The sequence below is a fragment of the Chitinophagales bacterium genome (assembly GCA_020636495.1).
In the GTDB taxonomy this organism is placed as follows: domain Bacteria; phylum Bacteroidota; class Bacteroidia; order Chitinophagales; family Chitinophagaceae; genus UBA5543.
Genome location: JACJXQ010000009.1, coordinates 123,312 through 148,784 on the forward strand (window position 1 = coordinate 123,312; position 25,473 = coordinate 148,784).

At 43.6% G+C, this 25,473-nt stretch carries 21 protein-coding genes; 10 read left to right on the top strand and 11 right to left on the bottom strand.

The features are described 5' to 3' along the window. Window positions 1-67 precede the first annotated feature (67 nt). Window positions 68-1,582, top strand: coding sequence for a bifunctional phosphoribosylaminoimidazolecarboxamide formyltransferase/IMP cyclohydrolase (purH, locus tag H6550_15395; GenBank protein ID MCB9047517.1), 1,515 nt, complete (start codon window positions 68-70; stop codon window positions 1,580-1,582). 21 nt (window positions 1,583-1,603) lie between these two features. Next, on the top strand, window positions 1,604-2,182 hold the full coding sequence (locus H6550_15400) for a GNAT family N-acetyltransferase (GenBank protein ID MCB9047518.1): 579 nt from the start codon (window positions 1,604-1,606) through the stop codon (window positions 2,180-2,182). Here the strand turns inward: H6550_15400 and H6550_15405 are convergent. Next, on the bottom strand, window positions 2,175-3,125 hold the full coding sequence (locus H6550_15405; protein ID MCB9047519.1) for a UDP-3-O-(3-hydroxymyristoyl)glucosamine N-acyltransferase: 951 nt from the start codon (window positions 3,123-3,125) through the stop codon (window positions 2,175-2,177). The genes H6550_15400 and H6550_15405 overlap by 8 nt on opposite strands. A 121-nt stretch (window positions 3,126-3,246) precedes the next feature. Between H6550_15405 and H6550_15410 the strand changes: the two genes are divergently transcribed. After that, entirely contained in the window at window positions 3,247-4,077 is an 831-nt protein-coding gene (locus H6550_15410; GenBank protein MCB9047520.1) for an aminotransferase class IV, read from the top strand. 62 nt (window positions 4,078-4,139) lie between these two features. Next, a complete protein-coding gene (locus tag H6550_15415) occupies window positions 4,140-5,663 on the top strand; it encodes a glutamate--tRNA ligase (GenBank protein ID MCB9047521.1) in 1,524 nt (507 codons plus the stop codon). Window positions 5,664-5,910: 247 nt separating this feature from the next. Here H6550_15415 and H6550_15420 read toward each other — a convergent pair whose 3' ends face one another. Then, window positions 5,911-6,444 (bottom strand): hypothetical protein, encoded by a 534-nt coding sequence (locus H6550_15420; protein MCB9047522.1) that lies wholly within the window; start codon window positions 6,442-6,444, stop codon window positions 5,911-5,913. Window positions 6,445-6,651: 207 nt separating this feature from the next. Beyond that, window positions 6,652-7,797 (bottom strand): Omp28-related outer membrane protein, encoded by a 1,146-nt coding sequence (locus H6550_15425; GenBank protein ID MCB9047523.1) that lies wholly within the window; start codon window positions 7,795-7,797, stop codon window positions 6,652-6,654. A 337-nt stretch (window positions 7,798-8,134) separates the two neighbouring features. Here H6550_15425 and H6550_15430 point away from each other — a divergent pair, with 337 nt between their 5' ends. Further along, the gene (locus tag H6550_15430) at window positions 8,135-9,100 is read left to right on the top strand and encodes a hypothetical protein (GenBank protein ID MCB9047524.1); all 966 of its coding nucleotides are present in this window, start codon (window positions 8,135-8,137) and stop codon (window positions 9,098-9,100) included. A gap of 107 nt (window positions 9,101-9,207) precedes the next feature. Here the strand turns inward: H6550_15430 and H6550_15435 are convergent, their stop codons facing one another. Beyond that, on the bottom strand, window positions 9,208-10,449 hold the full coding sequence (locus tag H6550_15435) for a DEAD/DEAH box helicase (protein MCB9047525.1): 1,242 nt from the start codon (window positions 10,447-10,449) through the stop codon (window positions 9,208-9,210). Between the two features lie 103 nt (window positions 10,450-10,552). On the opposite strand from H6550_15435, the gene H6550_15440 reads away from it, so the two are divergent. After that, window positions 10,553-11,095 carry a pyridoxamine 5'-phosphate oxidase family protein gene (locus tag H6550_15440; GenBank protein ID MCB9047526.1) on the top strand — a complete coding sequence of 181 codons (543 nt, stop codon included), beginning with the start codon at window positions 10,553-10,555 and terminating at the stop codon, window positions 11,093-11,095. Between the two features lie 28 nt (window positions 11,096-11,123). On the opposite strand, the gene H6550_15445 is transcribed toward H6550_15440, so the two are convergent. After that, window positions 11,124-13,742, bottom strand: coding sequence for a T9SS type A sorting domain-containing protein (locus tag H6550_15445; protein ID MCB9047527.1), 2,619 nt, complete (start codon window positions 13,740-13,742; stop codon window positions 11,124-11,126). A 32-nt stretch (window positions 13,743-13,774) separates the two neighbouring features. Then, on the bottom strand, window positions 13,775-17,035 hold the full coding sequence (locus H6550_15450; GenBank protein ID MCB9047528.1) for a T9SS type A sorting domain-containing protein: 3,261 nt from the start codon (window positions 17,033-17,035) through the stop codon (window positions 13,775-13,777). 97 nt (window positions 17,036-17,132) lie between these two features. Here H6550_15450 and H6550_15455 point away from each other — a divergent pair, with 97 nt between their 5' ends. Then, a complete protein-coding gene (locus H6550_15455; GenBank protein MCB9047529.1) occupies window positions 17,133-18,041 on the top strand; it encodes a pyrroloquinoline quinone biosynthesis protein PqqB in 909 nt (302 codons plus the stop codon). Between the two features lie 51 nt (window positions 18,042-18,092). Here H6550_15455 and H6550_15460 read toward each other — a convergent pair whose 3' ends face one another. Next, window positions 18,093-18,650 carry an RNA-binding protein gene (locus tag H6550_15460; GenBank protein ID MCB9047530.1) on the bottom strand — a complete coding sequence of 186 codons (558 nt, stop codon included), beginning with the start codon at window positions 18,648-18,650 and terminating at the stop codon, window positions 18,093-18,095. Window positions 18,651-18,764: 114 nt separating this feature from the next. Between H6550_15460 and H6550_15465 the strand changes: the two genes are divergently transcribed. Beyond that, window positions 18,765-19,289, top strand: coding sequence for a dihydrofolate reductase (locus H6550_15465; GenBank protein ID MCB9047531.1), 525 nt, complete (start codon window positions 18,765-18,767; stop codon window positions 19,287-19,289). 102 nt (window positions 19,290-19,391) lie between these two features. Continuing rightward, window positions 19,392-19,847, top strand: a complete 456-nt coding sequence (locus tag H6550_15470) for an META domain-containing protein (GenBank protein ID MCB9047532.1) — start codon at window positions 19,392-19,394, stop codon at window positions 19,845-19,847. A gap of 77 nt (window positions 19,848-19,924) precedes the next feature. Here H6550_15470 and H6550_15475 read toward each other — a convergent pair whose 3' ends face one another. Next, a complete protein-coding gene (locus H6550_15475) occupies window positions 19,925-21,451 on the bottom strand; it encodes an aldehyde dehydrogenase family protein (GenBank protein ID MCB9047533.1) in 1,527 nt (508 codons plus the stop codon). A gap of 25 nt (window positions 21,452-21,476) precedes the next feature. Further along, complete coding sequence (locus H6550_15480; protein ID MCB9047534.1) at window positions 21,477-22,016, bottom strand: dTDP-4-dehydrorhamnose 3,5-epimerase family protein; 540 nt, start codon at window positions 22,014-22,016, stop codon at window positions 21,477-21,479. Between the two features lie 95 nt (window positions 22,017-22,111). Between H6550_15480 and H6550_15485 the strand changes: the two genes are divergently transcribed. After that, window positions 22,112-23,569 (top strand): aminotransferase class V-fold PLP-dependent enzyme, encoded by a 1,458-nt coding sequence (locus H6550_15485; protein MCB9047535.1) that lies wholly within the window; start codon window positions 22,112-22,114, stop codon window positions 23,567-23,569. Here H6550_15485 and rfbG read toward each other — a convergent pair. Then, window positions 23,564-24,646 (bottom strand): CDP-glucose 4,6-dehydratase, encoded by a 1,083-nt coding sequence (gene rfbG / locus H6550_15490; GenBank protein ID MCB9047536.1) that lies wholly within the window; start codon window positions 24,644-24,646, stop codon window positions 23,564-23,566. The two genes, H6550_15485 and rfbG, sit on opposite strands and share 6 nt — an antisense overlap. Beyond that, window positions 24,640-25,413 carry a glucose-1-phosphate cytidylyltransferase gene (gene rfbF / locus H6550_15495; protein ID MCB9047537.1) on the bottom strand — a complete coding sequence of 258 codons (774 nt, stop codon included), beginning with the start codon at window positions 25,411-25,413 and terminating at the stop codon, window positions 24,640-24,642. The genes rfbG and rfbF overlap by 7 nt, the downstream gene beginning before the upstream one ends. Between the last annotated feature and the right edge of the window lie 60 nt (window positions 25,414-25,473).

A 25,473-nucleotide genomic window follows, 5' to 3' on the forward strand; every position in this document is an offset into this window, starting at 1 on the left:
CATTAGCCAATATCGCAGCAGCTTAGTATCTTTGCGCTTCAATTTTCACATATAATCTAAAAATAGTATGGAACGTAAGATAGGTGCCGCGTTGATATCAGTATTTTATAAAGATGGCCTGGAGCCGATAGTGCGCAAACTGCACAAACTGGGAGTGACAATATACTCGACAGGTGGCACACAATCATTTATAGAAGAGGCGGGTATCCCCTGTGTATCTGTTGAAAGTGTTACCAGCTACCCTTCTATACTGGGAGGTAGGGTTAAGACCCTGCACCCGAAAGTATTCGGCGGCATCCTTGCCCGCCGCGACCTGCCTGAAGATCAGCAGCATGTATCTGAATATCAGATACCCCTGTTCGACCTGGTGATAGTGGACCTGTATCCATTCGAGGAGACTGTAAAAAGCACTACCGACGAGAAAAAGATCATCGAGAAGATAGACATAGGTGGAGTATCGCTGATTCGTGCAGCAGCCAAGAACTATAATGATGTATGCATCATAGCATCGCGCAACCAATACAGCGGCCTGCTGGACCTTCTGAATGAAAAAGGTGGTAATACCTCGATAGCTGACCGTAAAAAATATGCAGCTGCAGCCTTTACAGAGTGCGCACACTACGATGTAGCTATAGCCGACTATTTTGCCCGCACTGAAGAAAGCAACGAGTTCCAGTTGTCAGTAGCAGGTAAGCAATCACTGCGTTACGGTGAGAACCCACACCAGGATGCAGCTTTTTATGGTGATATTAATGCCATTTTCGATAAGCTGAATGGTAAAGAACTTTCTTACAACAACCTGGTGGATGTGGATGCTGCCTGCCAGATAATAGCAGAGTTCAGCCGACCTGCCTTCGCAGTTATTAAACATACAAACGTATGTGGTGTAGCTCAACGTGATAACGTAGAAGAAGCATGGGATGCAGCCCTTGCAGGTGACCCTGAAAGTGCTTTTGGTGGTGTACTCATCACTAACCAGACCATCAATATGGCCGTAGCGCAAAAAATAAGCGAATTGTTCTTCGAGATATTGATAGCACCTGCTTTTGATGCCGATGCACTGGAGCTACTGAAAGGCAAGAAGAATAGGATACTGTTGCAACAGAAAGAAACATTCTACCCTGAAAGGGAATACAAACGTATACTGAACGGCACTTTGGTACAGCAGGCCGACAAAGGAAATTATGCAGAGTGGACAGAAGCAAGCTCCCGCAATAGTACGGAAGCTGAAAAAGCTGATATGGAGTTTGCCAACATCGTTTGTAAGCACCTGAAATCTAACGCTATAGCACTGGTTAAGAACAAACAACTGGTGGGTAAAGGTTGCGGCCAGACGAGCCGTATAGATGCACTGCGCCAGTCGATAGATAAGTCGAAGCATTTTGGCTTTTCATTAGAGGGTGCGGTTCTGGCTTCAGACGCTTTCTTCCCTTTTGATGATTGTGCACGTATGGCGCACGAAGTTGGTATTACGGCTATTATTCAGCCGGGGGGTTCTGTAAGGGACAATGACACCGTACAATATTGTAAGGATAACAACATTGCCCTGGTACTTACTAAGACAAGGCATTTCAAACACTAAAATAATTACTATTTTAGGTCTATGGTCTCAATACTCATAGACGATGAACTATTACTGCGCTCCCTGCAACCGGGTGATGCGCAGGAATTGTTTGAACTTATCGATTCATCGCGAGACCATCTGCGACCGTGGTTCCCATGGGTGAATATGACCACTAAGCCTGAGCATTCTCTTCAGTTCATACAGCAGTCTATTGCACAACAGAATGCGCAGGAAGGCCTGGCACTTGGTATCATTTACAAGCGAAAGCTGGTAGGCAGCATGGGTATGCACAACTGGGACCACAACCTGAAAAAAGCACACCTCGGATACTGGATAGCTAAAGACTATGAGAACAAAGGCATTGTAAACACCTGCCTGAAAAGTTTTATTGACTTCCTTTTTGACAAAGCGGGGCTGAATAAAGCAGAGATACACTTTATGGTATCAAACAAGCGTAGCGCAGCCGTAGCCGAGAAACTGAAATTTAAAGTTGAAGGCATTATACGTCAGAACTATCTGCTACATGGCAAGTATCATGATATTGTCGTTACCGGACTGCTCAGGTCAGAGTGGCCGGGACTGCCCGAAAGCAAGGGCAAACAGTTTAAGGCTACTTAGCAGTACTCATAAGCTTCTCCCATATTTCAGGTATACGTTTTACCCAGTTCAGTTCGCGCATTTTGCTGCGGGCATCCTCTACAGGACTTCCAAAGTACACCTTCCCCCCCTCAATACTCTGACCCACGCCACTTTGTGCGTATACTATAGCACCTTTACCGATAGTCAGGTCTTTACTCACACCAACCTGGCCCCAGAGTATTACCTCATCTTCTATAATTGCCTTACCACCTATACCTACCTGGCCTGCAAACAGGCAATTCTTGCCTATGACAGCACCATGACCTATATGTATATGATTATCCAATTTGGTGCCGGCACCAATGATGGTATCACCACTTACCCCTTTATCGATTGCACAACCTGCACCTATCTCCACGTCATCGCCAATAATAACACGACCGCAGCTTTCCAGTTTGTCATACTGTACATTCCGTTCCTTACGGCGCTTAAAATAAAAAGCATCAGCCCCCAGCACTGTGCCTGAATGTATAATAACGTTATCGCCTATAGTGGTATGATCGTAAATGGTAACATTGGGGTGTATCAGGCAGTTCTTACCAATAGTAACGTGGTTACCAACAAATACTCCCGGCTGCAGGTGAGTGCCTTCTCCAATCACTGCAGTGTCGCTGATCATTTTATTAGCCGGCTCAAAAGGGCGAAAATGTTTAACTAATTGTACATAAGCGCTAAACGGATCATGATGTAATAATAGTGTTTTCCCTTCAGGGCATGGCACTTCTTTGTTAATTATAATAATTGTTGCTGCTGAAATTAAACAGTTATTAAAATACTTCTCATTGTCTACAAAAGATACGTCTCCATGAGTAACTTTATGTATCTCATTAATCCCGGTTGCCGTCCGGTTAGTGTTGCCTATGATAGTTGCACCAATGTATTCTGCTATCCATTGTACAGGAACTTCTTTCTCAAGTTTCATGAATCAGTATTTGCGCAAAGGTACAACACAACCACCTCGAAAACACTATATATGATAGATAACATTGACCATACCGAATTAAAAACTCTAATTTTGTCATTAACTTTTAATTGTTTAGCTATTGAGACATATTAACATAAACGGGAAACTGCACAAAGACACATCCGCCAGTGTACCTTTCGATAGCAGGGCTGTAAGATTTGGTTTCGGGCTTTTTGAAACTATGCTGGTATTGGATGGACAGATACAATTGAAAGAATACCACTGGGAAAGACTATTTGCCGGTATAAAGCAACTGATGCTGGTGATGCCCGAACTGATGACGCGGCAATGGATGGAAGATGAAATAATGAGAACGGTAAAGAAAAACCAGATGGAAAAACTGTGCCGTGTCCGTTTCCAGATATATGCAGGGCGTGGCGGTTTATTTGACGGGCAGAACCCATGGACGGAATTTGTTATAGATTGCCAGAACTTTGACCCCAGGCTGACGCAATTAAATGAACAAGGTCTGTCCCTGGTATATGCTGAAGGTGTATCAAAAAGCCCTGACAGTATCGCCAATCTCAAAACCACGAATGCCATGATATATTGTATGGCTGCCAGGCAGGCAACAGCTAAAAAGGCTGACAATGCCATTATATTAAATACCTATGGCCGCCCAATAGAAACCACACTGGCGAATATCTTTTGTATAAAAGGCGACACCTTATATACACCTCCTTTGTCTGAAGGACCAGTAGGAGGCGTTATGCGCAAGTATATTATGCAACAGCTACCTAAGAAAGGATTTACAATTATTGAAGAGCCGTTTACAAAAGAGTTCCTGGAATCTGCCGATGCGGTTTTTGTTACCAATGCCATACGCAGGTTCAAGTGGGTCGCCTCAATAGAAGACAAGCAATACTCTTTTGATAAAATTCTGGACATCTACGAAAGCATCAGCTACTAGCATATAGCAATATTCAGTATGGCGTTTTTTTTGCAGCTTCTTTAGCTGTAAATTTGCCGCCTATGAGTAATAAAGTCCGCGTGAGGTTTGCTCCCAGCCCAACGGGAGGTTTGCACCTGGGTGGTGTACGCACCGTATTATATAACTACCTGTTTGCCAGGCACAATGGTGGCGATTTTGTCCTGCGTATTGAGGATACTGACCGCAGCAGGTATGTTGATGGGGCAGAACAATATATATACGACTGCCTGGAATGGTGTGGGCTGACACCGGATGAAGGCCCGCTGAAAGGAGGTGCTTATGCCCCATACCGTCAAAGCGAAAGAAAAGATACCTACAGGCAATATGCTGAACAGCTCATAGAACAGGGTAACGCTTATTATGCATTTGATACGCCTGAAGAGTTGGAGCGCATGCGCAATGAGCTGAAAACAACAGAAAACCCAACACCACAATACGATAGCAAAACACGTATGAATATGCGTAATTCTCTTTCGTTGTCTGCTGAGCAAACGAAAGAGCTACTCAATAATGGTACGCCTTATGTAGTACGCATCAAAATGCCGCATAACGAAACTATCAGCTTTACGGATATGATACGCGGCGATATTAGTAATGAAAGCCACCTGGTAGATGACAAAGTGTTATTGAAGGCAGACGGTATGCCCACCTACCACCTTGCTGTGGTGGTAGATGATTACCTGATGAAGATCACCCACGCCTTCAGGGGAGAGGAATGGCTGCCCAGCGCACCTGTACATATATTATTATGGAGATACCTGGGCTGGGAAAGTACCATGCCGCAATGGGCGCACCTACCGCTGATACTAAAACCTGACGGGCATGGTAAGCTAAGCAAAAGAGACGGCCAGCGACTGGGTTTCCCAGTATTTGCCATGAAGTGGACAGACCCCAATACAGGCGAAACACTGGATGGCTTTAAAGAGCATGGCTTTTTACCGGAAGCATTTGTGAATATACTGGCTATGCTGGGGTGGAATGATACAACCGAGCAGGAAGTATTCTCGATGAATGAGCTCATTGAAAAATTCACAATCGACAGGGTGCATAAAGGCGGCGCAAGATTTGACTTTGACAAAGCCAAATGGTACAATCACCAATACCTGCAGAAAAAAACCAATGAAGAACTGGTACCATTGGTTCAGCCCTTTATACAGGCTCATGGTGTAAGCACTAGTGATGCGTACCTCAAGGATGTGATTGCCCTGGTGAAAGAACGCTGCCACCTGCTTACTGATTTCTGGGAACAAGGCCATTTTTTCTTTGCTGCACCTGAAACTATTGATACAGATACCATAAAAAGTAAGTGGAACGAACAAACTTCGGAACTATTCAGGAAATGGGTAGATGGTCTGGAAAAAATATCCGATTGGAATGCAGCCACCCTTGAAAGTAATTTTGCTGAAAGTGCTGAAACTGCCGGGATAAAAAAAGGCACTGTTATGCTGCCCTTGCGCATTATGCTGGTAGGAGGCAAGTATGGACCGGGTGTATTTGATATAGCAGAGGTGATAGGGAAAGTGGCAACAGTATCGAGAGTTAAAAGCGCCATGGGTTTATTGTAAAGGAAAAATAAGAACCTTGTACACTAAACACTTATCCATAAATTACCAAACATAAAAGAGGCTGTCTCTGATTTTTAGACAGCCTCTTTTATGTTATATATATCTGTAGTACAAACGGCATTCGACATTACTAAACTGCATATTTCAACAGTATTTCAAAAATGTTGCAGCATTGTATACTATTCTTAGAACATCTGTCCATTTATACGTAAATTGTGCCAAGAACTATCGTCCTCATTAAGGACGACTAATTTGAAATAACAATTAGTATCTCACCTGGATTTGGATTATTCACATACCAATGAGCTCTTATAGCATAACCATTGCCGCATGCGTCTATGCAATCAGTCGACAAATCAAAATACCTATCATTATAATATGAATCACAAGGATCTGATGCATAACCAACAGTTGGACGAGGTTGCGTCACTATATCGTCTTTGCAGCCATAGTCAATATTTGCAAAACTCCATTGCCAATTAGAGCAACCTACCGTTGGAGGGGTTGATGATGACCAATAGGGGTTAGATGATGTAGGCACATAGCTAGCGTCATAAACCAGAAGTCCTGGATATCCTGTTTGTGCAGGTATGTTCCACATTGTATTACTACCGTAAGTAGTACAACCATTTGCTCCATCAGGACAAACTGCAAATACATCAATATAAGCATCACAATCTGTGGTATTTATAACATATACGTTCCCTTGATTCTGAGCAAATACATGCGTTGCTGATATTGCTAATACAGTGACGAATAGTAAATAAAGAACTTTTTTCATAATTGGATTTTTAAAAGGTGAAAAATATTCCTGTAAATCTAAGTCAAATACTATTGCCTAAACAAGGGTGTTTTCACCCTATTTCAATCATATTTACTTATAACATTCAGAAAAAATATAGATACTGCTTATAACAATAGCTAATGCATGGAATAAAAAAGGGCTGCAATTGCAGCCCTTTTTTATTAATTATATAAGGTATCCTGATTAAAACAGGGTAACTTTTTGTATTTGCTTACCGGTAGCAGTTGCAACCTCGATCATATACAGACCAGCAGACAAACCATGTGCAGCAGGGCTGAAAGTGATGATGTGGCTACCAGCAACTTCGTGGCTGTTGTAAGGCTGAGCTACCAGCTGGCCTACAGAGTTGTACACTTTCATAGAAACATCAGAAGTTTCTTTGATGTTGTACTGAACATTCAACACACCATTAGCAGCAGCAGGACTAGGATAGATGTTAGCTACTTCTACAGAGTTATTTACATCGCTAACGCTTTCAGGCCAGAAAGTTTTAGATACATCATGAGCTTCTTCAGCATTCAGGATGCTTCTTGCCAGCGGATTGTCGTTAGTAACATAAGCAACCAGGTGTACGTGATCTTTATTCCAGGCTGCATTCATAGTGAATTTCAGCTGGTAAGTATATTTCGTGTTCACAACAATGGTATTACCACCATTGATCTGTGTACCTGTCCAGTTAGGATCGTTTGGTTTCAGGCCATTAATAGCACCTGAACCTGCCAGCATAGCACGGAAAGTACGGTTGTGGAACCATGGGTTCAGCGGGCTTGCGCCACTCTGTACATTTGATGAATAGTTGTCCTGAGCCAATACGCCGGTAGCAGGGATACTATCTTCAATAGCATATACCTGCAACCTTACTTTGCCGGTAGGCAGAGAAGAGAACTCAACGTTTACATCAGCTGTATATTCTTTTGTAGTTGCATTGTATTTTTTGTTAGCAAAACCAATAGAAACGATAGCTGTTGTAGCGGCTTGCTGGTTGAAATAAGAAACCCAACTACCCCTGCCCACAGGAACTTTAGCTTCACCTGAAAATTTTACCCTGTCAATAGCACCGCAAGGAAAGGAAGTAGCATTAACGTCAGATACCAGCAAATCACCATCCGGAGTTTTAAGAGGACTGGTAGAAGGTTCGAAACCACCACCGTGAACAGCAACAGGGATACAAACTGCCGGCTGGCTTGCGTACAAACCTTCCAGTATAACAGTTCCTTCAGGACACCAGCCACATTTCAGACCGGTAAAATCTTCCATGATTACTTTTTTGGTCTGCGCAAAGGTGCTAACAGAAGTAAGCATCAACGCTCCGAGTAATAATTTTTTCATATTATTTTTAATTTTTGTGATAAAGAAAATCTTTTCGATTGTACAAATTAGGGAAAAAACAACTTAAAACCATAAATTTTAATGAAAAAAAAATAATTGTTTATTGCTTTTTCGGTTATATTACGCTTATTAATTCTATAAGAAAAGCTTATAGTTATTATTAAATTATGACATAAGGTCAATATTTCGATATATTGTTTCCTTTCAGCAGTATAATTTAAATGTAATTTTTCGCTGCTCGTCCCAACGTTTTCTATTCTGAGGCAGTTTATATAATTGGCGACTTTTATTATCCCTAAATTACAATTACTTAATTAACAGTTCAATACAACCAATTATGATGTCAAAACACCCTAAGAATATCCTTTTGTTATTATCAGTGCCTGTCTTATTAATATATGGATGCGGAAAAGACCCTGTTACCACTCCTGACCCTGAACCGCAGGATACAACTACCTGGAATAAGCCGGCTATCAACCCACTTACTTATACGAGGGACTCAGCAGTAAATGACTATAAACAGATGTACCTGGCGTCTGCACTAACGTCTGTCAACTGGACAGGCAGTACAACAGGCTGCAATGCCGGGACAGTGCCCCAAAACGTACATGATGCTGTTCTTAAACGCATCAATTATTTCAGGAAGATAACCGGTCTCAATTACAATTGTGTCATGGATGAGTCGCTGTATGCAGCACAACAACAAACAGCACTGATGATGACCGCCAACGGCGACCTGGACCATAATCCACCCACCAGTTGGTCGTGCTATACTACTGAGGGAGCCGATGGTGCAAAAAAAAGCAACCTGCGCTTAGGCTCATCCGGCAGCATTGCAGTAGATGCCTTTATGGAAGACTCAGAAGAATATAACGTGGATGCGGGGCACAGGCGCTGGCTGTTATACTCCAAACAAAGTGCCTTCAGTCATGGCACAACTGATGATGTGGAAGTGATACATGTGCTGGTAAAATCAGACAATACATATATTCCTGAATTTATTGCATACCCACCGGCCAATTTTGTACCTATACAGGTGATGTACCCACGCTGGTCGTTCTCAATACCCGATGCTGATTTTTCAGCAGCCAAGGTTACAGTTAAGTCCGACGGGCAAAACATGAGCCTGGATGTGGTATCGCGCACCACCAAAGTGGCCGACAACACCATAGTATGGGATATGGGTGCCGGCTCTATACCTTCGGATATAAGTACTGATAAAACTTATACCGTTACAGTTAGCGGGGTAAAAGGTACCTCGAAAGACACTTATACATATGATGTAGTAATGATAAAGCCTTAAGCTTCTTTACACAACCGGTAATAAAAAGGGCAGCAAAACCATGCTGCCCTTTTTATTGCTGCTCTTTCTATTAAATATAGCCTGTAGTGCCGAACTACACTACATCATTACTTTTTTTTCTTCTTCTTTTTAGCTCCGGCCTCTGCTTTTTCGTTCTCATCCAGCAGGTGTTGCCAGTTGTCGTTGGGGATATCTGCCGAGAATGCAATGGTTTCACGATAATCCTGTACGTCAATTTTCATCTCTGTTATCTCCTTACCCAGGAACTTTGTTATTTCATCCAGTACGGGTTTTTCCTGCGAACTGCAGAACGATACGGCGTTACCCTTATTCACCCCCCTGCCTGTTCGCCCCACACGGTGCACATAATTTTCCGGCACATCGGGCAGATCATAATTCACTACATAATCTACATTGGGTATATCTATGCCTCTTGCATTTACATCGGTAGTAATAAGCAGTTTCACTTCTCCTTTTTTGAACCTGCTCATTACAGAAAGGCGGTCGTCCTGCTCTTTACCGCTGTGCATGGTAATGCTATGTATACCCACACGTTCCATAGCGGCAGCAACCCTCTCTGCCCTCACCTTTGTACGTACGAATACCAATATCTTTTTCTCAGGGAATTCTTTAACCAATCGCTCCAGGAAAAAACGTTTATCATCCTGTTCTACATATGCTACGAAATGAGTAATATTTTTCGATACCGGGTCCTTGGGTGATATCTGTATACGTATGGGGTTGTTTACGATGCTGTATGCCAGGTCTTTGATGTCTTTATCAATGGTAGCGGAGAAAAATAAGGTCTGATGCTGTTCCGGCAGATGTTTCAATACATCTTTTATGTCCTTATAAAAACCAAGCGCCAGCATATGGTCGGCCTCATCCAGTATCAGTATATCTACTTTACCCAGATCCATATATCCCTGGTTCACCAGGTCGAACATACGGCCGGGAGTAGCTACCAGTATATCTACTCCTTTATCCAGTTTACGCACCTGAGTATCTTGTTCTACACCACCATAGAGCCCTAAAATGTTCAGACGGGTATATTTGCCCAGTTGCTTAAATACATCTGCTATCTGTATCGCCAGTTCGCGAGTGGGCACCATCACCAGGCAAGTAACACGCCCGGGTGTTTTGTTCGGCCCACGCATCTGCAACCTGTGCAATACAGGTATAGCAAATGCAGCCGTCTTTCCAGTACCTGTCTGCGCAATAGCCAGCACATCATCCCTTTTCAGTATGGACGGTATAGCCTTGAACTGTATATCAGTAGGTCTCCTGAAATTCTGTTCTGCAAGGCTGCGCTTGATCTCTGCTGATATATTATAATCTTCAAACTTCATAGAACGGTCCGGTGCCGGATGATGAGGAGCAAAGTTAACTTAATAGCCTGAAAGCAGGCAGTGTTATCGGTGATACTTATCTTTATAAGATAAAGACGTACCTATGGGAAAAGTATTTGACATAATAACACCTGAACTGGAACAATGGATAACGGCCCAAAAAATGTTCTTTGTATCTACTGCTCCTTTGTCCGGTGAAGGGCACATCAATTGCTCCCCTAAGGGATTAGATTCGTTCAGGATAACAGGCCCCAACACCGTGGTGTACCAGGATCTTACCGGTAGCGGAGTTGAAACTATCGCACACTTACAAGAGAATGGTCGTATCGTTATTATGTTCTGTGCATTTGAAGGACCTCCGAAAATAGTACGGTTGCACGGACGCGGTGAAGTCATAACACCGTCTCATACCGATTATCCGGCATTAGATAGTCTCTTTCCCAACAGAATAGATGTGCGTGCTTACATCCGCATTACTACCACACGAATCTCTGACTCCTGCGGTTATGCCGTACCGCTGTATGACTACAAAGCACAGAGGGATGTACTGGACAAATATGCTGAACGAAAAGGATCTGATGGACTGATAGAGTACAGGGCAAAAAAGAACAGGGTAAGTCTTGACGGACTTAAAGGGCTTGACTGATCAAAGCTTCCCGGACTACAAACCAATATTATTCATTGACAACGCTGAAACGGAACATTTCTACATGACCATCCACATTTACCCTCATCAGATAAATGCCGGTCGGAATAGCGCCTGAATCAACCTTATGGTGAATAATGCCTGCTTGAGGCTGAACTGTTGCTTCGTAAATCCGTTCGCCCATCATATTCAGCACCTGCAAACTGGCAGCGCTGCTGACTGAGACATTACCATTAATCGTAAACATTCCGTTATTGGGGTTAGGATATAGTACAAGATCGCTGATATAATTAACATCATTTACTCCGTTGTACACCCTAACTAATATTGAATTGCTGAGTGCCGACTGCGGTTTGGGGCACCTGTAGCTGCTGAACATCTCAACGGTTACTACATCATTATCATGTAGTGTACTTGCACCCCATGTAGCTGCCTTTGCCCCTGTAATATCTTTGCCGTTCAACTTCCATTGATAAGCCTGGGCCAGCCCTCCGTTTTGAGACACCGCTGTAAAATTGACAAACTCACCCTGGTCAAGTACTTTATTCGGGTTAGCGGTTATAGAAACTGATGGCGTAAGCCAAGGCATAACAGTCATCTTAATATCATTACTCTCGTCAACGTACTGGGAATGACATTTTGTATATTCTGTCATCTTGCAGGTTACAACATCGGCATCATTCAGGGTAACAGTAGAATAAGTAATTCCACTTGAACCTGTAGACATTCCATTGACATACCATTGGTACTGTGGTGTACCTCCATGATTATTAGGCAAAGCTGTGAACGCAGCCACCGAGCCATCGCAAATAGTATCTCCGGGAGCGGCAAGTATTACAACAAAGGGCACCGCATTTACTACAACCTGCACACTCCCCTGTGCTGACGTACATCCATTTACCTGTGCTGTGACCGAATACTGCCCTGCCGCACTTGCCTGAATATTTGATATAGCAGGGTTTTGTTGTGAAGACATAAGGTTAGGCCCTGTCCAGCTATATGATGCATTGCTGATATTCGAAGCGCTCAATTGTAGTGTTTCACCGGCACATACAGGACTGTTATATGAAGCAGTTGGCGCTGAAGGAGTTTGCTTCACAATAGCGTAGGTACTGTCTTTAAACATACAACCATTCAGATTAAGTGTAGCTACATACCATCCTGTTGCAGCTACGGTACTGTTGGCTATATAAGTATTCTGTGTCGAAGCACTGAAGTTGGCAGGCCCCGCCCACGAATATGTAACTCCTGACGAAGATGTTCCAATACTGACACGTAATGTATCAGAAGAGCACAAAGGCCCATTATTCTGTGCACTGACTATTGTTGGAGCAGGATTGATAATCACGCTGACTGTATCACGCTGTGTACATCCTGCCAGGGTGACAGATACTATATAATCTCCCGATGATGACATTGAAGTATTTGCGATGAACGGATTCTGATCAGTGGAAGAAAAACTGGCCGGGCCTATCCAGCCATATGTTACATTGTTAGTACTTGTTGAAGAACTCAATTTCAGCGTATCCCTGGCACAAATGGGCGTTGTAGCCATGGCTACTGGTTTATTGGGCGATGTTCTTACAACCACCAAAATGGTGTCGTAAACCGTGCAACCATAAAATTTTATACGGCCATAATAATTACCGGCCGAGCTCATTGCAATATGTGCGATACCGGTTGACGCGCTCGGACTGTTAAACCCATTAGGTCCCGTCCATAAATAACTACTGCCCTGTACATCGCAACTGGCTACCAAATTGAGCGCGTCATTTTCGCAAACAGGGCTATTACCTGTGAAAGAAATATTCGTACTGTCTATATTTCCAATCCGGATATTATTGACGTTCGCATCAGAATATCGCACCGGGGATGAAGATGCTATGCGTATCCTGTATCCTGCACCGTTACCAACTGTGTTAGGGATAGTACAGCTTATTGTTCCGGCAGTATCTGAGTTACGTGTTCCTATTGCAACCGGGTTGGCGAAACTTCCGGACGCATCTGAAAGCTGGGCCGTGAAGACATTGTTGCTGTTATACTTTGTATTTACATCGTATGATATCTGTGTAGTATTTCCCGTACAAAAAACAGTATCGTTGAATGGCTGGCGAATAGTAACTGCTGTATCCCACAAAAAGCCGAAACTATAGGTTGCCCCCCCTCCATAACCATTCAGGTGAGCGATACGTACCGAATCAACCGCACTTGGAAAATTAATCGTAACTGTAGCATTGGAATAAGTACCCGAACTATGCTCCAGGTAGCCACCGCTTGTTGTGGCCATATTTGTGGTTCCGCAGTTGAATACAGATAAATTGCTGCTGGATAAGTTGTACCTGGTACCATTATTCCCGTAAACACCTATTCTCTCCCCTGCATTAATAGCAAAGACTTGCAATTGAATGATATTTACCGGCTTAGAAAAGGTGTAGATAAACGCATTGGGAACACTCAACCCTATCCAGTAAGGGGTACTGCATCCCATAGTACTATTGCCGGTAGGGAATCCCTGCTTACTGACGATAACATAGTCATTGTTGAAGAACTGGGTATCCTGCGGTGTGGTTACCATATTGTAAACCTGTGCTGTAACAAAACTGTTACATGCAACGAACAATACAATAAAGAACCAGATTTTTTTCATAGGGTGCGTATCGATTACTTGATAAATATACACTATTTGACAGTAAACCTGGTCAAACTCGTACTTTCTGCTGTCTGAATTTTCAGAAGGTAAATACCCGGAACAACCAATCCAGTATTTATTTGTCTGTCAATGTTGTTTTGCATAGGGGTGATTCTTTCTGTATACACTACCTGCCCTACTGTATTAATGACGGATAACTGTATCAAACCGTTAGTCTCAGCCTGTCCTTTCAGTGTAAAACTACCGTTGTTAGGGTTCGGAAACAGTAACATATCGCCGTATTTGGCATTTATGTTGTCAATACCAGTCAACACATTCACGACAATGCCGTTACTGTTGGCTTTGTCAGGTTGTGGGCATTTATAGTCGCTGGTAACCTCAACGCTAATCACATCATTATCATCGATGGTATTTGCACTCCATTTAAAGCCGGTTGCTCCCACAATGTCCTTACCGTTTCGTTTCCACTGGTATTTAGGGAATGGGCCACCATTTATTACAACAGCAGTGAACGTAATATACTCATCTACTTGTAAAGTCCTGTTAGGGTATGCCGTAATTGTGACAGATGGTGCCAGCCACGGCAACACCTTCATGTCCACATCATTACTCTGGTCAGTATAAGCAGAGCTGCATTTAGTAAATTCCGTCATGTCACAACGGACTACATCTCCATTTTTCAGGGTAGTGCTGCTATATGAAATAGTGCTTACACCAACGGGGAAACCATTGACGAACCACTTGTACATTGGTGTGCCAGCATGATTGTTCGGCAATGCGGTAAAGCTCACTTTATCGCCGGAACAAATAGTGTCGCCCGGCATGGGGAAAATTGTTACGAACGGGAGTGGATTTATGTTCACGATAGTGCTGCCCTCTGCTGAAGTACAACCATTCACTGTTGCTGTCACTTTGTAGGTACCGGTATCATTTACCTGCACATTTACCAATACCGGGTTTTGAGTAATTGATGTAAAATTATTCTGTCCGGTCCAGTTATAAGATGCTCCAGATACACTACTGGCAAGCAATTGCAATGTTTCCCCGGCACATAACGGACTGCTGTAACTAACTGTTGGAGTTGGTGGTATCGGGTACACCATTGCCTGGGTACTGTCTTTGAAGGAACAACCATTCAGGTCTACTGTAGCTACGTACCAACCTGTGGCTGCAACTGTACTATTGGCTACATAAGTATTTTGTGTATTGGCAATGAAACTGTTCGGACCCGTCCATGTATAGGTAGCGCCTGTGCTGGAAGTGCCTATATTAATGTATAGTGTGTCGCCAACACATTCAGGACCACTGTTACTTGTAGTCGTTGCTGTCGGCAGTGGTTTCACCAGTACGGTTGCCGTGTCTTTGCTGATACAACCATTCATCATGGCAGAAACTATATAGTTACCAGACATGCCCGTAGTTGTATTGCTGATGGAAGGGTTCTGTTGTGCTGAAGTGTAGCTGTTGGGGCCTGTCCAGCTATAGCTTACATTACTGCTAGTGCTCAATGAGGTGAAGTTCAGTGTTTCTCCTGAGCATATGGGTGTATTACTCCCGGCTACCGGTTTGTTTGGCAATGGTTTTACCTGTACAGTAAGAGTGTCGTCAAGCGTGCAGCCATTCAGTGTAGCAGTAACATAATAATACCCGTTATGAGCCGGTACAGCACCACTGATGAATGGGCCGGGATTGGTAGAATTGAACCCATTGGGACCTGACCATATATAACTCACACCTGTTGATGTAGACGACGCAGACAAAAAGATCGTCTCACCTGCACATAAAGGACTGTTTACAGAAGTTGTGAAATTGGCAGGGCGCGGCCTTACAACAACAGAGATCGAGTCCCGTGAAACACAAAGACCGCTGCTGGCATAGAGTACATAATTTCCTGACATTGAAGTAGTAGCATTCGCAAAAACAGGATTCTGAATGGTTGAAGAATAGTTGCCTGGGCCTGTCCAGCTATAGGTATTAGAAGAGCCGCTGGCAGTACCGAACAATTTTAAAGTATCATCGGCACATACAGGATAGTTATAAGTAGCAGTTGTATTCGCAGGCGCAGAACCGGCATAAACGATAGCGGTAGTTGTATCTTTTGCCTCGCAACCATACAGGTGCGCAGTCACTATATAGTTGCCTCCATTGGCAGGCACAGGATTAGGAACATAGGGGTTCTGTATTCCTGAGGTGAAGTTACCGGGACCTACCCAACGGTAACCTGCACCTTGTGTAGTTGTTGAAGCTGACATCCTGAGCGTATCATTGTAACATGATGGACTATTATTATAGGCAACAGGTTTAACGATCCCTGAGCCAATACCAATGTCTACTCCATTGTTGAAGCTCGTGTCCTGGCCGTTGCTTGACACCAGGCGAATACGATAACCTGCACCTGTTGTCGTATTGGTGGGTATCACTCCAATGATCGTGTCTGACGAGTTAGACGCTTTAGTGCCAATATTTACAGGATTGGCAAAACTACCTGACGCATTAGACAACTGGAGTGTAAAAACATTATTAGATTGATAGAAATACGACGGATTACTGACAAAATATGGTACCCGTATCGTATCTCCTGCACATGCCAGGCTATCGCGGTAATTAACGCCTATATTTTTGGCCAGTTTTACCACCACAGAATCTATATACCAATAACCATATATATGGGTGTTGGGAAAACCTGTCAGGGAATAGGATATAACCGGTGTATCCAGGAAACAGCCAATAAGAATCCGGCTATATGCAGAGTCAGCCTGGTAGAGTGTTTGCAACCTTACCCAACCGGATGTATCAGAGATCAGCCCGTAATACAGGAAATTAACAGAAGGAGCAGATGGTATATTCTGTGTATTCGTGACAGGAACCAGCGAGTCTATAAAAAAATGCACGCACAAACCATTGGTAAAATATTTTGCATATTCACCTACCGATACCGATAATGACACATCATAAGTGCCTCCTGCCTGCATAGGTGTAATTTTCGACTGAAAAGACTCCCTGATACCATGCCCCTGCGGGTCACTGAAATCTGCGATACCCACATAACCTGAACCACTCGCAGGGAACTGGTAACCGAATGCATTTGACGGAACAGACGACGCACAGGTATGGTAAAAATCTACAGTGCCGGAAAAACCACTCCAGCCTGTGCAGGTATCAATAGATCCATAACTGCTGGGGCAAGCGATGTACTGCTCAAAATTTCCATTATGCACCAGGTTCTGCTGTGCATGTACAGATACATCACATATTATGAACATTACGGCAATGGATAGCATCCACTTCATAGGCTTGTACCGTTTACATATTAAAGATATAACATCTATACTGTTTTATATACATCCCGTAAAGTAACTGTCATTTTTTATTTTTTAATTTCAGGGTATGATCAAACGACTATTGTTATTCATTGCTATTTTGCCTTGCATGGCAAATGCACAGTCATCTATATTGATACTAGGCACTGCGCAGGATGGTGGTTACCCACATATAGGTTGCCAAAAACAATGCTGTCAAAGGGTATGGAATGGTACATCTGAGAGGCGATATGTGGTATCGTTTGCTTTGATAGACCCTGAAACGAAGCACTGGTGGATGTTTGAGGCAACTCCGGATATCAAAGAACAGTTGCAGTATTTCAACAAACTCACTAACGGAGCCTATAAATATCTGCCGGATGGCATTTTTTTGACACATGCTCATATGGGACACTACACCGGATTGATGCAACTTGGCAGAGAAGCACTCGGAACAAAGGGCGTAAAAGTGTACACATTACCTAAAATGAGGCATTTCCTGGAGAACAACGGACCATGGGATCAGTTGATTAAGTTGCATAACATTGATATTCAAACAATTAAACCTAATTCCATCACCGGATTAGGTGAGCATATCAAAGTATTGGCCAGAACCGTACCTCACAGGGATGAGTATTCAGAAACAGCTGGATTTACGATTATTACTCCTGGTAAAAGATACCTGTTCATTCCAGACATCAACAAGTGGGATAAATGGGACAGAGATATTATCAACGAGGTCAAAGATGTTGACATAGCCTTGCTGGATGCGACTTTTTACGATGAAACAGAACTACCCGGACGAAGAATGGAAGAAGTGCCACACCCCTTTGTGGAAGAGACCATGCAGTTATTTAATAGTACGGACAAAGTGACAAAAGCAAAAATATACTTCATACATTTCAATCATACCAACCCTTTGCTATGGGATACCGGTATCCAAACTGAACTTGGAAACGCCGGGTTTAACTGTGCCAAGCAGGGTACTAAACTATAAAAGGGATATGTATATACATATCCCTTTCAACATATCGTCTGTTACAATAAACTAGTTATCGCTGTTGGGACGTGGGCCACGTGGGCTGAAACGCCTGCCCGGCTGCCTGTTAGGATCCTCCATACCACTATTACGATCGCGATCAGAACTGCGATAGCTGCTGCCACCATCACGGTCGCTGCGATAACTACCACCGCTGCGGTCATTGCTACGATAACCACCACCGCTACTACGGTCGTTACTCCTGTAGCCACCGCCGTTACGATCGTTGCTTCTGCCAAAACCGCCGCTACGGTCGTTACTCCTGTAACCACCACCGCCACGGTTGCCTCCACGGCTACCACCACGATTGTTACCCCCGCTACCGTTCTTGGGTTTTGACTCCTTCACTGATATCACCTGTCCTTCAAAATAGATGCCGTCAATGTTGTCAATAGCATCAAAACTTTCAAATTTATCAGCCATTTCAACAAAACCGAAACCACGAGGCAGCCCTGTTTCAGGGTCGATTGGTATTTTTACAGATACGATCTCTCCGAATTCTGAAAAAAGTGTGCGTAAACTATCCTCGGTGGTTATAGGGTTTAGATTTCCAATAAATAAATTCATAATGTTGTTATTAATGTTCAAACCTACGCAAATAAAGGCATAATTTGAGCTTTTTAGTCCCGGGGGCTATTAATATTTTCATATTACATTCTACTAGCCAGCAAATTTTAACGCATGAGACAAATGAAACTATATATAGCTACCAGCCTTGATGGCAAAATTGCAAGAGATGACCATGGTTTGGACTGGCTGCCAGAGGAACATGAAGATGATTACGGTTACAATGCGCTTATGAACGCTACAGACGTATTACTGATGGGGTATACCACTTATGACGTCTGTATAGGGCTGGGTGACTGGCCCTACAAAGGCAAAACAACCTATGTATTTACAAGTGATGCTGCAAAACCTGCCACAAACGATGTAATACTGACTACTGAAGACCCGGTAGCTTTTACAAAAAGGTTAAAAGAACAAGCCGGACAAGACATATGGCTGGTAGGTGGCGGAGAGATCAATCGCCTGTTACACGATGCCGGCCTGATAGATGAATATATCATTGCTATCATCCCTGTTGTGTTAGGCAAGGGCATAGAACTCTTCCCGAATATCAAAAGGGAACAGGCATTACAGCTATCAAAACACAAGGTGTATGATAGTGGCCTTGCGCTTATGTATTATCGCCCAAAAGCTACTTAATAAATTTTCATTTAACATAACTTGGGTAATATTTATATGGTAATCAGCATATTATTATTGCAACACAATTTTCTGTACATTTAGCCCGTAAAGACACATTATATGAAATACGCAAAAGCCATATTACTGCTACCTGTTATTTGTGGATTGTTCCTAGCTTTCAGCAATGATGCAATGGCGCAAAAGAAGAAGAAAACCAAAGTTCACAAAACAGCACAGTTGGAGAATACTCACTGGGCATTATATGAAATGAACGGTAAGTCAGTAGAAACCCCTGCCGATTCACGCGAAGTATACATCAAACTGATAGACAAAAAGAGCAAACTGGAAGGTTATTCCGGTTGTAACCTGATAACGGGTACATACGACCTTGGGAAAGAGACTCTTACATTTGAACCGGAAATCACAGAACGTGCCTGTACAGATATGACAACTGAAAAATATGTACTTACCGCACTGAATGATGCTGACAGGTATGAAATAAACGGTCTGCACCTGTTGCTGTTCAAAGGCACGTACCTGCTGGGTATATTCAAGGCAAAATTTTACGACGAGTAAGTAATCACATTACACCTTATAAATAAAGAGGCCTCGTTAATAACGAGGCCTCTTTATTTATATTAACTGCACATTTATTAGATATGAAACTTGATACCTTGTGCCAATGGCAGGTCTTCGCTCCAGTTGATGGTATTGGTCTGGCGGCGCATATAAGCTTTCCAGCTGTCTGAGCCACTTTCCCTGCCACCACCTGTTTCTTTCTCACCACCAAAAGCACCGCCTATCTCAGCGCCGCTCGTGCCAATATTCACATTGGCTATACCGCAGTCGCTGCCTTTATGAGAAAGGAATGTCTCTGCCTGGCGCATATTCAACGTCATAATTGCTGAAGACAAGCCCTGCGGGACACCATTCTGCAATGCGATAGCCTCCTCCATTGTTTTGTACTTCATCAGGTACAGTATAGGTGCAAATGTTTCGTTCTGCACTATTGGCATATCATTGGTAGCCTCGTACACACATGGCTGCACATAGCAACCACTGCCATAGCCACGACCTTTCAGCACACCACCTGGTATTACAGCCTTACCCCCTTGTTCTTTTATCGCCGCTATCGCATCCATGTAGGTCTGTACCGCATCCTTATCTATCAGCGGGCCAACATGGTTCTTTTCGCTAAGAGGTGTACCAATATTCAGTTGCTTGTAAGCATGCACCAGTTTCTTCTTGAAATTATCGTAGATACTTTCGTGGATGATGAGCCTGCGTGTGCTGGTGCACCTTTGGCCACAAGTGCCAACTGCGCCAAAAACAGAGGCAACCAATGCAATATTCAAATCGGCATTTTCAGTAATTATTATAGCGTTATTGCCACCCAACTCCAGGAGAGAGCGGCCGAGCCTGCTACCAACAGCTGCCCCTACCGCTTTGCCCATACGTATTGACCCCGTTGCAGATACCAATGGTACGCGTGCATCATGGCTCAGCCATTCACCTACTTCTCTGCCACCAACAGCCAAACCACAAACACCCTCAGGCACTTTATTCGCCTTAAATACTTTGCTTACAATATTCATACATGCTACCGCTGACATAGGCGCTTTCTCCGAAGGCTTCCACACACAGGTGTCACCGCATACCCATGCTATAAAAGCGTTCCAACTCCACACAGCTACCGGGAAGTTGAACGCGCTGATGATACCTACCACGCCCAGCGGGTGCCATTGCTCATACATCCTGTGCATAGGCCTTTCGCTGTGTATGGTCAAACCATACAGTTGGCGGGAAAGACCTACTGCAAAATCGGCTATGTCTATCATCTCCTGTACTTCACCCAGCCCTTCCTGCAGACTCTTACCCATTTCATAGCTCACCAACTTGCCTAGAGCTTGTTTTTCTTTTCTTAGTGCTTCCCCTATCTGTCTTACTATTTCACCCCTCTTTGGTGCCGGCCACATCCGCCATTCTTCAAAGGCTGTTTGCGCCTGTGTGATCACCGCATCATACGCCTTGCGGTTCACTGCTTTTACCGCAGCTATTTCCTTACCGTCTACCGGTGAAGAAGAAACTATTGTTTCACTGCCTCCTTTCCTGAATTTTGTGCCTGTAAAAGCACCTTCGTTCATCTTACTGATTCCTAATTGCTTAAGTTCTTTTTGCATGATCTTATATGTAATTCTGTTTTACTTACTTAAATACCGTATTCCAGTCTGATAATGCTGGGAATGACATATCCCGTTCCGATATGACAGGGCTATCTACCTCCCAGTCGTACCCGAAACTATTATACAATATACCGGTATCATGTTCTTTACTGTATTCTGACGATACCAGGTAATAAGTTATCGCATCATCAGTAAGCGATTTGAATCCATGAGCAAAGCCTTTGGGTATATAATAGGCTTTATGATTCTCACCTGACAACTCCTGAGCATAGTATCGCCCATAGGTTGCTGAGCTTTTACGCAGGTCTACTATCACATCCAGTATAGCACCCTGCGGGCAAAAAACGATCTTGGCGTGTTGATGGGGAGGTGTCTGGAAATGCATACCACGTATCACATCCTTCTTAGACAAAGAGAAATAACTTTCCTTAAGACTGAACTGTATTCCGTGCTGTGCTAATGTAGTTTCATGGAATGTTTTGACAAAGCTACCCCTGTCGTCAAAAAATGCCGGCAGGTCTATCACGAAAGCGCCGTTGAGTATGGGTTCAAAATGCTTCATAACCGGCGTAAAATACAGATAAATGACCAACCAAACCGCTTTAATAACATTAAATAAAGCGTTAATTTTACAGCCCTGATAAATAATAAGCGTACATGCAACAACATCTGCTAGAGGTAAGGAAGAACATTATAGGTATTAATCATACTTTCTCCACTGCATTCGGAGATAAGAAAATAATTTACGCAGACTGGACCGCCAGCGGTCGAATGTACAGGCCTATCGAGGACTACCTTATAGAGGAAGTATACCCATATGTAGCCAATACACATACGGAAACTACTTTTACCGGCTCGTTTATGACGAACCTGTATCATGAAAGCCTGCAAAGCATAAAAAGGCACGTTGGTGCCGGCAACGACGAAGTGATCATTGCGTGCAACTCAGGCATGACAGGGGTTGTCAACAAACTGCAACGTATATTAGGATACAAATTGCATGAGTCTTTCAGGGATAAGATAACCATACCCGAAGAAGAACGCCCTGTTATTTTCATTACACATATGGAACATCACAGCAACCATACCACGTGGCTGGAAACTATCTGCGATGTCGCTATCATTCCTCCTGCAAATAATGGGGGTACTAATGTGGCCGCCCTGGAAAGTATGCTGGCAGACTATAAAAACAGGCAAACCAAGATAGCCTCTATAACAGCCTGTTCAAATGTTACAGGTATCTATACTCCATATCATGAAATAGCAGAGGTAATGCACAAACATGGTGGATACTGCTTTGTCGATTTTGCCTGCTCAGCTCCTTATGTTGATATCAATATGAACCCAGAAAACCCCGACCAGCACCTGGATGCCGTAATGTTCTCACCACACAAGTTTCTGGGTGGGCCGGGCAGTTCAGGAGTACTGGTTTTCAAAAAAGAACTATATAAATGTATGGTACCTGACCACCCCGGTGGTGGAACAGTTAAGTGGACAAGCCCGTACGAAAGCCACTTGTACCTTGATGATATAGAAGCACGCGAAGACGGCGGAACACCGGCTTTTTTGCAGACTATACGTGCAGCTAAATCAATAGAATTGAAAGACTACATGAATGTGGCACATATACAGGAACGTGAGGAAGTACTGCGAAAACGCCTGTGGGATAAAGTAGCTGTGCTGCCTAATGTAAAGATATTGGAAAGCAACGTCACCCACAGACAGGCTATACTGTCCTTGCAGTTCGACAACCTGTATTTCAACATGGTAGTACGCGCACTGAACGACATGTATGGGATACAATCAAGAGGTGGGTGCTCATGTGCTGGCACTTACGGACACTACCTGAACGACCTGGATTTTGAAAGGTCGGTAGAACTAAGGCATGAGATAGAAAAAGGCAATGCATTGGTAAAGCCCGGCTGGGTAAGGATATCCTTGCACCCCACTATGCTGGAAGAAGAGATAGATCACATTGCAGATGCTCTCAGATTCGTAGTGGAAAATGAGCAGGTCATTCGCGACCTGTACAAAGTGTACAAAAACGACTTCAAGCTCGATGAATCATTGCTGCCTACTGCTCAATACAAACATCTGACAGGCACTTCATTATAAACTGCCGAAATAACTTTCTATCTGGCGCATACATTTTTCGTGCGCAGGTGTTTCTTTATCTGCATACCAGTCAGCTGTCCAGCGAATAGCTGTGGCTGCATCCATTTTTGGTTGCCAGCCGATTGTGTGCTTGGCCTTGCCGCTGTCCAGCAATAGCAATTTTGCCTCATGCAGCGCACCGTCTTGCTCGGCTGACTTGTAAGAGCCCTTTCCAAACCTGTCAAAGAATATTTTGGTCAGATCTTCCACGGTCAACATATCATTTTCATCGGGGCCAAAGTTGAACGCCGAATTGAATTCCAATGGCTGCTCATTCATTTTCGCTGCAAGAAAAAGGTAAGCGCCGATGGGTTCGAGTACATGCTGCCAGGGGCGTATCGATTTAGGATTGCGCAGCCCCACAGGCTCTCCATATTCTATTGACCGGACAATATCCGGTATAATACGGTCATCAGAAAAGTCCCCACCGCCTATTACATTACCAGCACGTACAGATGCTACTGATTTTCTGTGCTTATTATACTCTGCCGGATTAAAGAAAGATCTTTGGTAAGACTCTATCACTATCTCAGCCGCTGCTTTACTGGCAGAATACGGATCATAACCACCCAGCTTATCATCCTCTTTGAAAGGTGTACCCCGCTCCGGATTCTGGTATACCTTGTCTGTTGTTATCATCAGGGCTACACATGCCTGCCCTACATCGCGCAGTGCATCCAGCATGTGCGCAGTGCCTTGCGTATTTACCATAAACGTGTCGGCAGGCTGCTCATAGCTACGCCTCACCAACGATTGTGCTGCCAGGTGAAAAACAAAATGCGGATCAAAACGCACCAGCTCACCATGCAACTTTTTCAGGTCGCGCAGGTCTTCTGTAATTGATGAGTAACAGAAGTTATCACCCTTCACCTGGTTATACAGGTCTTTATCTTTTTCAGGGGGTAAAGCATACCCTTTCACATCAGCACCCAGCCAATGCAGTATCTGCATCATCCAGGCACCTTTAAAGCCAGTGTGTCCTGTCAGGAACACACGTTTACCTTTGTATACTGACTGTAAATACTTTGCTGTTACCATTTTTTCCACAATGGTTTTGTCTCCCAGAGGTTTTCCAGGTCTTCTTTATCGCGTATGGTATCCATACATTTCCAGAAGTTATTGTGTTTGTATGCTGCTATCTGCCTTTCTTCCGCCAGCTTATCCATCGGATAACGCTCCCACATGATGTCATCCGCTTTTTCAGGCAGGTAGTCTTTAATACCAGGTTCTATTACAAAGAAACCGCCATTGATCCATGTACCACTATCTTCCGGCTTCTCTTCAAACTTCGTGATCGTGCCGTCGCCCTCCATTTTTATCACACCAAAACGGCTGGTAGCTTGTATTGCCGTCATGGTGCATATCTTACTACTCTTCTTATGAAAATCCAGGAGTTGATCTATGTTCACATCGCTTACGCCGTCGCCATAAGTAAGCATAAAGGTTTCGTTATTAGTATAGGGCAATACCCTTTTCAACCTGCCGGCTGTCATGGTGTCCAGGCCTGTATCTATCAGTGATATCTTGAAAGGCTCCGCAAAATTATTATGCACTTCCAGTTGGTTATTCGACAGGTCGACAGTAACATCTGCGTTGTGCATAAAATAGTTGATGAAATACTCCTTGATCATCCAGCCTTTATAGCCCAGGCAGATGATAAACTCGGTATGTCCATAAGCAGCATATATCTTCATGATATGCCACAGTATGGGCTTGCCACCTATCTCGATCATCGGTTTAGGTCTCAGTATCGATTCTTCAGCAATGCGTGTCCCTCGTCCACCTGCAAATATTACTACTTTCATCCTGTTTCCCAGTTTATTCTAAGTGCAACAAATATAACAGGAAAGAAAGGAAAATTTGAC

Coding starts and splice junctions, on each gene's coding strand:
- H6550_15415 (MCB9047521.1), top strand. CDS start 4,140: ATGAGTAATAAAGTCCGCGTGAGGTTTGCTCCCAGCCCAACGGGAGGT.
- H6550_15400 (MCB9047518.1), top strand. CDS start 1,604: ATGGTCTCAATACTCATAGACGATGAACTATTACTGCGCTCCCTGCAA.
- H6550_15485 (MCB9047535.1), top strand. CDS start 22,112: ATGCAACAACATCTGCTAGAGGTAAGGAAGAACATTATAGGTATTAAT.
- rfbG (MCB9047536.1), bottom strand. CDS start 24,646: ATGGTAACAGCAAAGTATTTACAGTCAGTATACAAAGGTAAACGTGTG.
- H6550_15420 (MCB9047522.1), bottom strand. CDS start 6,444: ATGAAAAAAGTTCTTTATTTACTATTCGTCACTGTATTAGCAATATCA.
- H6550_15405 (MCB9047519.1), bottom strand. CDS start 3,125: ATGAAACTTGAGAAAGAAGTTCCTGTACAATGGATAGCAGAATACATT.
- H6550_15440 (MCB9047526.1), top strand. CDS start 10,553: ATGGGAAAAGTATTTGACATAATAACACCTGAACTGGAACAATGGATA.
- H6550_15430 (MCB9047524.1), top strand. CDS start 8,135: ATGATGTCAAAACACCCTAAGAATATCCTTTTGTTATTATCAGTGCCT.
- purH (MCB9047517.1), top strand. CDS start 68: ATGGAACGTAAGATAGGTGCCGCGTTGATATCAGTATTTTATAAAGAT.
- rfbF (MCB9047537.1), bottom strand. CDS start 25,413: ATGAAAGTAGTAATATTTGCAGGTGGACGAGGGACACGCATTGCTGAA.
- H6550_15425 (MCB9047523.1), bottom strand. CDS start 7,797: ATGAAAAAATTATTACTCGGAGCGTTGATGCTTACTTCTGTTAGCACC.
- H6550_15435 (MCB9047525.1), bottom strand. CDS start 10,449: ATGAAGTTTGAAGATTATAATATATCAGCAGAGATCAAGCGCAGCCTT.
- H6550_15460 (MCB9047530.1), bottom strand. CDS start 18,650: ATGAATTTATTTATTGGAAATCTAAACCCTATAACCACCGAGGATAGT.
- H6550_15475 (MCB9047533.1), bottom strand. CDS start 21,451: ATGCAAAAAGAACTTAAGCAATTAGGAATCAGTAAGATGAACGAAGGT.
- H6550_15465 (MCB9047531.1), top strand. CDS start 18,765: ATGAGACAAATGAAACTATATATAGCTACCAGCCTTGATGGCAAAATT.
- H6550_15455 (MCB9047529.1), top strand. CDS start 17,133: ATGATCAAACGACTATTGTTATTCATTGCTATTTTGCCTTGCATGGCA.
- H6550_15470 (MCB9047532.1), top strand. CDS start 19,392: ATGAAATACGCAAAAGCCATATTACTGCTACCTGTTATTTGTGGATTG.
- H6550_15450 (MCB9047528.1), bottom strand. CDS start 17,035: ATGAAGTGGATGCTATCCATTGCCGTAATGTTCATAATATGTGATGTA.
- H6550_15480 (MCB9047534.1), bottom strand. CDS start 22,016: ATGAAGCATTTTGAACCCATACTCAACGGCGCTTTCGTGATAGACCTG.
- H6550_15445 (MCB9047527.1), bottom strand. CDS start 13,742: ATGAAAAAAATCTGGTTCTTTATTGTATTGTTCGTTGCATGTAACAGT.